This window comes from Pseudomonas sp. MYb2 (assembly GCF_002979955.1).
GTDB lineage: Bacteria > Pseudomonadota > Gammaproteobacteria > Pseudomonadales > Pseudomonadaceae > Aquipseudomonas.
Map to the genome: position 1 here is coordinate 143,640 of NZ_PCQC01000013.1, position 12,106 is coordinate 155,745.

At 60.3% G+C, this 12,106-nt stretch carries 3 protein-coding genes and 1 pseudogene; 1 reads left to right on the forward strand and 3 read right to left on the reverse strand.

The genetic code is table 11. The features are described from left to right. Nucleotides 1-43: 43 nt before the first annotated feature. A complete protein-coding gene (locus CQ009_RS20975; RefSeq protein WP_105708539.1) occupies nucleotides 44-1,402 on the reverse strand; it encodes a TolC family outer membrane protein in 1,359 nt (452 codons plus the stop codon). Nucleotides 1,403-1,935: 533 nt separating this feature from the next. On the opposite strand from CQ009_RS20975, the gene CQ009_RS20980 reads away from it, so the two are divergent. Then, the gene (locus tag CQ009_RS20980; protein WP_105708542.1) at nucleotides 1,936-10,566 is read left to right on the forward strand and encodes a retention module-containing protein; all 8,631 of its coding nucleotides are present in this window, start codon (nucleotides 1,936-1,938) and stop codon (nucleotides 10,564-10,566) included. A 331-nt stretch (nucleotides 10,567-10,897) separates the two neighbouring features. On the opposite strand, the pseudogene CQ009_RS20985 reads toward CQ009_RS20980, so the two are convergent. After that, nucleotides 10,898-11,290, reverse strand: a pseudogene (locus tag CQ009_RS20985) (transposase); the annotation flags it as partial. Between the two features lie 96 nt (nucleotides 11,291-11,386). Then, nucleotides 11,387-12,106, reverse strand: a 720-nt coding sequence (locus tag CQ009_RS29870) for an Ig-like domain-containing protein (protein ID WP_177431186.1), incomplete at its 5' end; no start/stop codon positions are given.

Sequence of the window (12,106 nt, forward strand, 5' to 3'; positions counted from 1 at the left end):
TGAGGCATTCCCACGCAGAGCGTGGGAACGATCAACAGGGGACTTATTTCAGTTCAGGCAGCCGCGCTTCGTTTTTGACCTCGGTCGCGGCAATCGCATCGGCCGGCAACACCACCCGTTGTTTGCTCAGCAACTGGCCCATGTTCGCCAGCACGCGGTACATCGAATATTCCTCGGTGTAGCGGATTTCGGTGTAGCGACGGTTGGCGTTGTAGAGCTCGTTTTCACTGTCGAGCAAGTCGAGCAGGGTGCGTTGGCCCAAGCCGAACTGGTCCTGATACGCAGCGCGTACGCGTTTGGTGGTTTCCGCATATTCGCGGGCGGTCGGGGTCTGTTTCTTCGCGTTGAGCATGGCGTTCCATGCCAAGTGAATGTTCTCGTTCAACTGACGCAGGGCGTTGTTGCGGATGTCCATCGCCTGGTTGATCTGGTGCGCATCGGAGGCCAGTCGTGCCTTGTCACTGCCGCCACGGAACAGGTTGTAGTTCATCACCACACCCACACGCCATTCGTTGTCGTGGCCTTCATCGCCCTGCACGTTGTTGTTCGCGCCGACGGCGGCTTCAGCATCGAAGCGTGGATAGAACGGCGACTTGGCGACTTCGTACTGGCTCTCGGCCGATTGCACGTCAGCCTGGGCGGATTTCAGGTACGGGTTGTTTTCGACCATGCTCTGCTGGGCTTCCGGCAGGCTGGTCGGTAATTCGCCACGGGTCGAGGCCGGGGTTTCCAGCTCATCGGGCATGCGCCCGACCACGCTGTAGAAGTTCGATTCGGCGTCGGCCAGATCGACTTCGGCGGTATCGAGGTTGTTCTGTGCCAGCGCCTTACGGGCGACCGATTGATCCGAGTCGGCGGTGCTGCCGACGCCACGCTCGGTGCGCAGGCCGATCTGGTCGTTGACCCGCAAATGCGCCTGCAGGTTGTTCCTGGCCAGGGTCACCAGCTCGCGACGCTTGAGTACTTCGAGGTAGACCTCGATGGTGCGCAGGGCCAGGTCCTGTGCGGTGCCTTGCGCGTAGTACGCGCGCGAATTGGACACGCCTTTGGTGCGCTCGACTTCGTTGGCAGTGTTGAAGCCATCGAACAGCATCTGCCGCAGACGCAGCTCGGACTGGGTGTAATTGAGGATTTCGGTGTGGTGATTTCCGAAGGCCCGGGTGTTGGTGTTGTCGCTGTAGCCACGGCCATACGCAGCATTCAAATCGACCGACGGATAGAATCCGCCCTTGGCGACTTTGACTTGTTCATCTGCCGACAGGCGGGCGTCCACGCGCGAAGCCAGTTCCGGGTGAGTGGCGATGGTGCTTTGAATAGCCTCGGTAAGGTTCATGGCCTGGGCTTGAGAAGTGCAAGCCATGGCCAGCAAAACCGCGCTGCAGAGGGGGGTTAGAACGCGCATGGGTGCATCTCCCTGAGTCCTGATGGTGTGTTACTGTCGCCAAATATTTGACGATATTTGTAGGTCTAAGCGTTTCACTCTTGTAACAACAGAGCTAAGAACATCCTAGAGCGTAGCTAAGAAAAATTTTTCATAAGGCTTATGCCGAAAAAAACTTATGCGCTTTAGCAAAACCAGCACATTGTTCAGCACGAAAGCCTTTGTTTTATGCGCTTTAGGGAGCTCAGAAAGGCTTGAGGAAAGTTCCACTCACTTTGCGACATACGGCGAAGTACTGCTGAAGGGGAGGGACGCGTAGCGGCGAAAGAGCGACAGATTTTTGTCACTCGGGTGATTCACCACCGTTACGTAGCGTTAGTGGGCGGGCTGTTTGAATCAGGATTCGCAAGTGCTTGATAGCGCTAGGATTTCTCTTCAAACAACTCCTGCGAAACGAACTGTCGAGGGTGCGAGCGTCGCCTCCGACAACCCGATTGAGCCATGGGCTGCTTCGCGAACCAGTGCTGACGGTGGTCGGCAGCGGAGGATTTCACATGGCAACGCTCATCGGTACCGTCACAAAAGTCATTGGTCAGGTATTCGCGCAGGCAGCCGACGGCATCAAGCGTCCGTTGGTTGAGGGCGACCGTTTATTTGCAGGCGATCAACTGATCACCGGCGCTGAAGGCGCGGTGGCGGTGAAACTGCAGAACGGTCAGGAGCTGACCTTGGGCCGCGACAGCAGCCTGACCATGACCGGCCAGTTGCTGGCGGATCAGGCCGCTCATGTGAACGTTGCGGAGGCCGTGACCCCGAGCGAAGCGCAACTGACCGACGTCGAGCAAATCCAGAAAGCCATTGCCGCGGGTGATGACCCCAGCAAAACCGCTGAAGCCACGGCTGCCGGCCCCAATGCCCCCGGCGGTGCACCGGGAGAGGCAGGTGGCGGCCACAGCTTTGTTCTGCTGACTGAAGTCGGCGGGCGTGTAGATCCGATCATCGGCTTCCCCACTGCCGGCTTCGGCGGTATTCCCGAGTTTCCTGAAGAGCGTCATAACGCGGTGATCGACAACGGCGACGACAATGCCGCGCCGATCACGCCGCCGCCACCGCTGGTGGTCAACAGTCCAGTGATCATCGACGGCCTCGCCGTGCCGGGCGGTGAACTGAACCTCAACGAAGCCAATCTGCCTGACGGTTCGGCGGCCAACCCGGGAGCGCTGACGCAGAGCGGCAGTTTCACGGTATCAGCCCCGGATGGCTTGAGCAGCCTGAGCATTGGCGGCATCAACGTCCTTGTCGGCGGCGTGCCGGTCGGTTTTCCACAATCGATCACCACGCAACTGGGCAACACCCTGACCATCACCGGCTACAACCCGGCGACGGGCGCGGTCAGCTACAGCTACACCCTCAACGGCAATGAAACCCACGCTGCCGGCGATGGCGCCAACAGCCTCAGCGAACAGTTCACCGTGATTGCCGGCGACAACAATGGCGACACCGCCACCGGCACCCTTGACGTCAACATCACCGACGACGTGCCGCGCGCGGTCGACGACAACAATGGCACGGCTTCCGAGACGTTGCTGACGTTGACCGGCAACGTCCTGACCAACGATGTGCAAGGCGCCGACCGCGTGCCCACCGGCCCCAATGCCGGGCCGATCACGCCTGGCACTTTCACCGGTACTTACGGCACGCTGGTGCTCAACGCCAACGGCACGTACACCTACACGCTGAACACCAACGATGCCGACTTCAAAAACCTGCACGGCGGTGGCAACGGCACCGAGACCTTCACCTACACCCTCACTGATGCCGATGGCGATACCAGCACGGCAAACCTCGTTCTGCAGATCCACAACAATGATGACCCCGTGATCATCAACGGCTTGAACGTCGAGGGCGGCGAGCTGACGGTCTACGAAAAAAACCTCACTGACGGCAGCGCACCGGATTCCACCGCGCTGACCCAAAACGGCACCTTCACCATCACCGCACTGGACGGCGTCACCACGCTGACCGTCGGTGGCATCGCCGTGGTCACCAACGGTGTCGCCGCAGGCTTCCCGCAATCCGTGACCACGCCGCTGGGCAGTACGCTGACCATCACCGGTTTCAACGCCACCACGGGCGTGGTCAGCTACAGCTACACCCTGGTCGACAACGAAGCGCATCCAACCGCCAACGGCGCGAATAACCTGCCTGAGCAGTTTGCCGTCACCGTGGTCGATGACAACGGCAGCACTGCCAACGGCACGCTCGACGTGAACATCACCGACGACGTGCCCCAAGCCGTTGATGACAGCAATGGCACGGCGTCTGAAACGCAACTGACACTGACCGGCAACGTGCTGACCAATGACGTGCAAGGCGCCGACCGCGTGGTGACCAACGAAAGTGCCGGGCCGATCACCGCCGGTACATTCACCGGGACTTACGGCACGTTGGTGCTCAATGCCAACGGCACGTACACCTACACGCTGAACACCAACGATGCCGACTTCAAAAACCTGCACGGCGGCGGCAACGGCACCGAGACATTCACCTACACCCTCACTGATGCCGATGGCGATACCAGCACGGCAAACCTCGTCCTGCAGATCCACAACAACGACGATCCGGTGATCATCAACGGCCTTGACGTGAATGGCGGCGAACTCACCGTTTACGAGAAAAATCTCACGGACGGCAGCGCACCGGATTCCACTGCACTGACGCAAAACGGCACGTTCACCATCACCGCACTCGATGGCGTAACAACGCTGACCGTCGGCGGCATCGCTGTCGTCACCAATGGCGTGGCCGCAGGGTTTCCGCAATCGGTGACCACGCCGCTGGGCAGTACGCTGACCATCACCGGTTTCAACGCCACCACCGGTGTCGTCAGTTACAGCTACACGCTGGTCGACAACGAAGCGCACCCGACGGCCAACGGCGCGAACAATCTGCCAGAGCAATTCGCCGTTACCGTGGTCGATGACAACGGCACCACAGCCAACGCCACGCTCGATGTGAACATCGTCGACGACCTGCCGAAGGCCAACGATGACAGCAACGGAACAGCGTCAGAAAGCCAACTGACGCTGACCGGTAACGTCCTGACCAACGACGTGCAAGGCGCTGATCGCGTACCGACCGGGCCAGTCACGGCCGGCACATTCACCGGCACTTACGGCACCCTGGTGCTCAACGCCAATGGCACCTACACCTACACGCTGAACACCAACGACGCCGACTTCAAAAACCTCCACGGCGGCGGCAGCGGCACGGAAACCTTCGCCTACACCCTCACCGACTCGGACGGCGATACCAGCACGGCGAATCTGGTGCTGCAGATCCACAACAACGACGATCCGGTGATCATCAACGGCCTCGACGTCAACGGCGGCGAACTCACCGTCTACGAGAAAAATCTCACGGATGGCAGCACGCCGGATTCCACTGCACTGACGCAAAACGGCACGTTCACCATCACCGCACTCGATGGCGTAACAACGCTGACCGTCGGCGGCATTGCCGTCGTCACCAATGGCGTGGCCGCAGGGTTTCCGCAATCGGTCACCACGCCGCTGGGCAGTACGCTGACTATCACCGGTTTCAACGCCGCCACTGGCGTGGTCAGTTACAGCTACACCCTGGTCGACAACGAAGCCCATCCAACCGCCAACGGCGCCAACAATCTGCCTGAGCAGTTTGCCGTCACGGTCGTTGACGATAACGGCACCACCGCCAATGGCACGCTGGACGTCAACATCGTCGACGACCTGCCGAAGGCCAACGATGACAGCAACGGAACAGCGTCAGAAAGCCAACTGACGCTGACCGGTAACGTCCTGACTAACGATGTGCAAGGTGCTGACCGCGTACCGACCGGGCCAGTCACGGCCGGCACATTCACCGGCACTTACGGCACCCTGGTGCTCAACGCCAATGGCACCTACACCTACACGCTGAACACCAACGACACCGACTTCAAAAACCTCCACGGCGGCGGCAACGGCACCGAGACTTTCACCTACACCCTCACCGATTCGGATGGTGATACCAGCACCGCCAATCTGGTCCTGCAGATCCACAACAACGACGATCCGGTGATCCTTAACGGCCTCAACGTCAACGGTGGCGAACTCACTGTCTACGAGAAACACCTCAGCGACGGCACCGCTCCAGACACCCCGGCGCTGACCCAGAGCGGCACCTTCACCGTCACCGCCCTCGACGGTCTGCAGACCCTGACCGTGGGCGGCATCAACGTGGTCAGCGGTGGCGTGGCGGCAGGCTTCCCGCAGTCGGTCGTCACGCCGCTCGGCAGCACGTTGACCATCACCGGTTACAACCCCGCTACCGGCGTGGTCAGTTACAGCTACACGCTGGTCGACAACGAAACCCATCCGAACGCCAACGGCGCCAACAGCATCACCGAGAACTTCAACGTCGTTGCCACGGACACCGATGGCAGTACTGCCAACGGCCAGATCAACGTCAATATCGTCGATGATCTGCCCAGCGCCCACCCTGACGCGGCGTCGGTGGCGGAGGGCGGCACGGTCAGCGGTAATGTGCTGAACAATGACATCGGCGGCGCCGATGGCCCGGCCGTGACCGGTGCGGTAGTCGGTGTGCGCGCCGGCTCCGATACCTCGACCTCGGCTATCGGCGGCCTCAACAGCAACATCAACGGCACCTACGGCTACCTGACCCTGGACGCCAACGGCAACGCCGTCTACCACAGCAATCCCAACGTCGTGAACGGCCCGGGCGCAGTGGATGTGTTCACCTACACCGTGCGCGATGCCGACGGTGATGAAAGCACTACCACCATCACCATCGATGTCGCCAACAGCAAACTGTGTGCGACCAGCGACACCGACGTCACCGTCTTCGAGAAAGCGCTGGATCTGACCAAGGACGGCGCGGATCTGGCGCCCGGTACGGTCACTGGCAGCGACCCGACCAGCACCGGCGAAACTGCGTCCGGCACGCTAGTCGGCTCGGTCACTGGTGCGGTCGGCGCGATCAGCTATGCACTGGTCGGCAGCGCCAGCGGCAACTACGGGCAGATCGTCCTCAACCCCAACGGCACGTACACCTACACCCTGACCTCGCCGGCGAGCACCACGCCGCATGCCGACGATGGCGCCAACAGCCTGACTGAAACCTTCACCTATCAGGCCACTGATTCACTGGGCAACATCGTCACCAGCACCATCGTCGTCAACATCGTCGATGATGTGCCGAAAGCCGTGAACGACAGCAACGCCAACAGCGCTGCGGAAACGCAACTGACCCTGACCGGCAACGTGCTGACCAACGACGTGCAAGGCGCCGATGTGGTCGCAACCGGACCGAATGCCGGGCCGATCACCGCCGGCACCTTCACCGGTACTTACGGCACGCTGGTGCTCAACGCCAACGGCACATACACCTACACGCTGAACCCCAACGATGCCGACTTCAAAAACCTGCACGGCGGCGGTAACGGCACCGAGACGTTCACCTATACCCTGACCGACGCCGACGGCGATACCAGCACCGCCAATCTGGTGCTGAACATCCACAACAACGACGATCCGGTGCTGCTCAACGGCCTCGACGTCAACGGCGGCGAACTCACCGTCTACGAGAAAAACCTCGGCGACGGCACCAGCCCCGACACCCCGGCGCTGACCCGGAGCGGCACCTTCACCGTGACCGCGCTCGATGGCCTGCAAACCCTCACCGTTGGGGGCATTGCCGTGGTCACCAACGGTGTTGCCGCAGGTTTCCCGCAATCCGTCGTCTCGCCGCTGGGCAGCACCTTCACCGTCACTGGTTACAACCCCGCGACCGGTGTTGTGAGTTACAGCTACACCCTGGTCGACAACGAAACCCACCCGAACGCCAACGGTGCCAACAGCCTCACCGAGAACTTCAACGTGGTGGCGACGGACACCGATGGCAGCACTGCCAACGGCCAGATCAACGTCAATATCATCGACGACCTGCCGACCGCCAAACCCGACACCGGCTCGGTGGCGGAGGGCGGTACGGTCAACGTCAGCGTGCTCGGTAATGACATCAGTGGTGCCGATGGCGCGGCCACGGTGGTTGGCGTGCGCGCCGGCAGCAACACCGGCACTTCGGCCATCGGCGGCCTCAACAGCAACATCAATGGCAACTTCGGTTACCTGACCCTCGACGCGGCGGGCAATGCCGTCTATCACAGCAACCCGAACTCGGTGAGCCCACCCGGCGCCACCGACACCTTCACTTACACCATCCGCGACAGCGACGGCGATGAAAGCACCACGACCATCACCATCAATGTCGCCGACAGCAAACTGATGGCCTCGGTCGATCAGGACGTGACGGTCTATGAAAAAGCCCTCGACCTGAGCAAGGACGGCGCGGATCTGGCCCCCGGTACGGTCACCGGCAGCGACCCGAGCAACACTGGCGAAACCGCCACCGGCACGCTGGTCGGTGCGGTCACTGGCGGCAGTGGCGCGATTACCTACACCCTGGTCGGCAGCGCCACCGGCAGCTACGGGCAGATCCAGCTCAATGCCGACGGCACCTACACTTACACGTTGACTTCGGCGCCGAAAACCTCGCCGAGCGCCAACGACGGGGCCAACACCCTCAGCGAAAGTTTCACCTACAAAGCCACTGACGCTCTGGGCAACAGCACCACCAGCACCCTCGTGGTGAACATCGTCGATGACGTACCAAAAGCCGTGGCCTCGGATCGCTCGGTGGCGGCGGTGGAGATCGATTCCAACCTGCTCATCGTTCTCGACATCTCCGGCAGTATGGCCGATGCCTCCGGCGTGCCAGGCCTGTCGCGGTTGGCCCTGGCCAAGCAGGCGATCAGCGCCTTGCTCGACAAGTACGACGACCTCGGTGATGTCAAAGTCCAGCTCGTCACCTTCAGCAGCAACGCCACTGACCGAACCTCGGTGTGGGTTGATGTGGCGACCGCGAAGACGATTCTCGCCGGACTCACCGCAGGCGGTGGCACCAACTACGACGCCGCGGTGGCGGTGATGCAAACCGCGTTCAACACCTCGGGCAAACTCACCGGGGCGCAGAACGTCGGCTACTTCTTCTCGGACGGCAAACCCAACGAAGGCGACATCAACGCTGCTGACGAAGCCGCGCTGAAAAACTTCCTCGATGCCAACAACATCAAGAACTACGCGATTGGCCTGGGCAGCGGCGTGAGCAATGCCAACCTCGACCCGCTGGCGTACGATGGCATCAGCCACACCAACACCAACGCGGTGGTGGTCACCGACCTCAACCAGCTCAACTCGGTGCTGTCCGGCACCGTACAGGGTGCGCCGGTCACCGGTTCGTTGCTGGGCGAGGGCGGCACCTTCGGCGCTGATGGTGGTTTCATCAAATCCATCGTGATCGACGGCACCACCTACACCTACGATCCGAAAGCCCTCAGCGGCCAAGGCTCGTTGACGCCAAGCGGCGGCACCAATCACGGTACTTTCAACACCGCCAACAACACGTTGAGCATCGCCACCAATAACGGCGGCACACTGCTGATCAACCTCGACAGCGGCGACTACACCTACACCTCGCAGAAAACCACGGCGGTGCTGATCACCGAGAACATCGGCTTCACCGTCAGCGACAACGACGGCGACCTCGCCAGCTCGACGCTGACCGTAAAAGTGATTCCCAATGCGCCGCCGGTGGCGGTGGATGACCACGTCATCACCAACGTGCTGTCGGGCAACATCGTCGTGCCGGGCGAGCTGCTGCTGGCCAACGACACCGACCCCAACGGCGATACCCTCAACGCCACACCGACCAGTTTCAACACCGGCTGGATCTCGAAAGCCGCGGACTTCACCGGCACCGGCGCGATCAATTTCACTGGCACCAACGTCAACACCGCCGCCAACCAGAACCTGGCCAACGTGCGCAGTTCGTTCAGCGCCAACGCTGCGACCATGACTGCCCTGCTGGTGGTCAGCGGCTATCTCGGCGCAGTGACCAACAGCAACGCCAACGATGAAGACCGCATCACCGTCAACCTGCGCCAGGGCGAAACCCTCAACCTCGATCACAACCTGGCGGCCGGTCACGTCACCATGGAGTACTCGATCAACGGTGGCGCCTACACAACCCTGGCAGATGGGCAAACCCTCACCGCGGCGGCCGATGGCGTCTATCAGATCCACATCACCAACATCGCCAATCCCAGCGGTGGCGGTAACCCCAACGCGGCGGAAAACTATCAGCTGACCATGACCCTCAACTATGCCGGGGCCCACGACATAACTCCGGACTTCAACGGTAGCTACACCGCCAACGACAACCATGGCGGCAGCGACACCGCCAACGTCAGCATCAGCTATCAGGACGGCCACACCCTCACTGGCACTGCGGGGGATGACGTGCTGGTGGCGGGCAGCGGCGACAACATCATCAACGCCGGCGACGGCAACGATGTGCTCAGCGCAGGCTCCGGCAACAACGAGCTGCACGGCGGCGCCGGTAACGACTTGCTCTACAGCGGCCCGGGCAATGACCTGCTCGACGGCGGCACTGGCAGCGACACCGCCAGTTATGCCCATGCCACGGCCGGGGTCACGGTCAACCTCGGCCTGCTCGGTGCGCAAAACACCCTCGGCGCCGGCACCGACACCCTGACCGGGATCGAGAACCTGATCGGCTCGAACTTCAACGACACCCTCACCGGCGACAACAATAACAACGTGATCAACGGTGGCCTCGGCAACGACATTCTCAACGGTGGCGGTGGCGACGACCTGCTGATCGGCGGCATGGGCAACAACACCATGACCGGCGGCGCAGGGGCCGATACCTTCCAGTGGCTCAAGGGCAACAGCGGCCACGACCTGATCACCGACTTCACCCCCGGCACCGACAAGCTCGACCTGTCGCAACTGCTGCAGGGCGAAAACGGCACCACCGCGTCGCTCGACGACTACCTGCACTTCACCGTCTCCGGCAGCGGCGCGTCGGTGATGACCAGCATCGACGTCAGCGCCATGGCCGGCGCCACGCCGAACCAGACCATCGACCTCGCCGGCGTCAACCTCGCCAGCCATTACGGCGTGACCCCGGGGGCGGGCGGGATGATCGCCAGCGGGCACGACACGGCGACGATCATCAGCGGGATGCTGAATGATCATTCGTTGAAGGTGGATACGGTTTGATCGAGGGCTGAAACGACAAAACCCGCCGCCCCGGTTGATCGGGGCGGCGGGTTTTTTTTGTGTCTGAAGATATCTATTGCCTGTGAATAAGCCATCGCGAGCAGGCTCACTCCCACAGTGGATTTGCGATGGTCACCATTTTTGTGCCCGACAAAAATCCCCTGTAGGAGTGAGCCTGCTCGCGATAAACACCTGACAGCCACCCAATCCCTCACAGGTTCACTCAATCCCTGTGAAAGTTGGCTTGCCAGCGATAGCGGCCTACGAGCCGACCAATCCCTCACAGATTTACTCAATCCCTGTGGGAGATTCTATGGTTGAGGGGAAGCCCTCAACCTCCCTTCGGCTGGTATTCGCTTTGCCCCTTCAGCAGCGCGAATACTACTCGCGCAAGCTTGCGAGCCAATATCACCAGCGCCTTTGTCGTACTGAACCCACGGTTTCTTTGCTCCTCGTAGAAGCTTTTCCAAGCCGGTGTACGGCTGGCCGACATGGCTGCGTTATGGAGCAGTCGCCGGCGACCGTCCTTTTGTCCTGACTGCGACACGCGCAAATCCATCCCCAAAAACGCAATAAATGCATCCGCGTTTTTGAAGTCGCCCCGCTGAAATGTTGCGATCAAACGGGCTCCGGTCAAAAAACCAATACCTTCAACGTTTGTGCAGCGCTTCAGATCTGCGAGCAGCCCAGCCTCTTTTAATTGATCGTTGATCATCTTCACGACTTGCAGCTTGAAGCTGTCGTCGAATGCCCCGCGTTTTTTAGTCATGAATAACTCCCCGATAGATGTATTTTCCACCTATCGGGGTTTCCGGGGAAATTAGACCACTGCATATAACGTAATTGAACCGTATTTCGCCGTTTCATGCGCCTGAGAAAAACTCTGCGAAACTGTATTGAATACGCTTGAGTATCCTCCTGATGGCGGAACGCAGCACCACAGTTCACCAGCGCTCAATCGAATAGGACTATTGAAGCGTTTCAGATGGTCTAGATCTGATTGGGTGAATGGCCTGTGGCCTCGTCTATTCCCAATGTTCGTTGCTAAATCTGTTGGCACATGAAAGCTAGCTACCAAATCCCATACGTTAGAAACGACAACTTGATAAGTCACGAATTTGCCTGCGCTATCATGTACATCGATAAATGCTGACCCGTTTTTGACTCCAGTTACTTCGCCGCGACTGTCTACAGTTGCAACATTTATGTTGCGAGACCAATATCTATAGGGAGGTGTGCCACCGGAGGGTAATCTGGTAGCGAAATTTCCAGGTACTGGGCTTGTGTTCCACCAGTTTATTTTAAAAGCTGACAGGCGAAGAGGGGTTGTATCTATAGCCAGTTCCTTGACTATTACATTCAGCGTCCGCGCAGCCGATACTTGGCCACTGCCATACAGCGCGGTGGCGGTGAAACTATGGGCGGCCACGGTCAAACCGGTCACAGTCAGTTCCCACAAACCTGTCGTCAGATTAACCGTCGCCTCACCTTTGACGGTGGCGCCATCCTTGATCTGGACTTTCTGACCTTTAGCCCCGGC

Bases quoted from the DNA above. Each gene is read 5' to 3' on its own strand.
- CQ009_RS20975 (WP_105708539.1), bottom strand. From the start codon at position 1,402: ATGCGCGTTCTAACCCCCCTCTGCAGCGCGGTTTTGCTGGCCATGGCT.
- CQ009_RS20980 (WP_105708542.1), top strand. From the start codon at position 1,936: ATGGCAACGCTCATCGGTACCGTCACAAAAGTCATTGGTCAGGTATTC.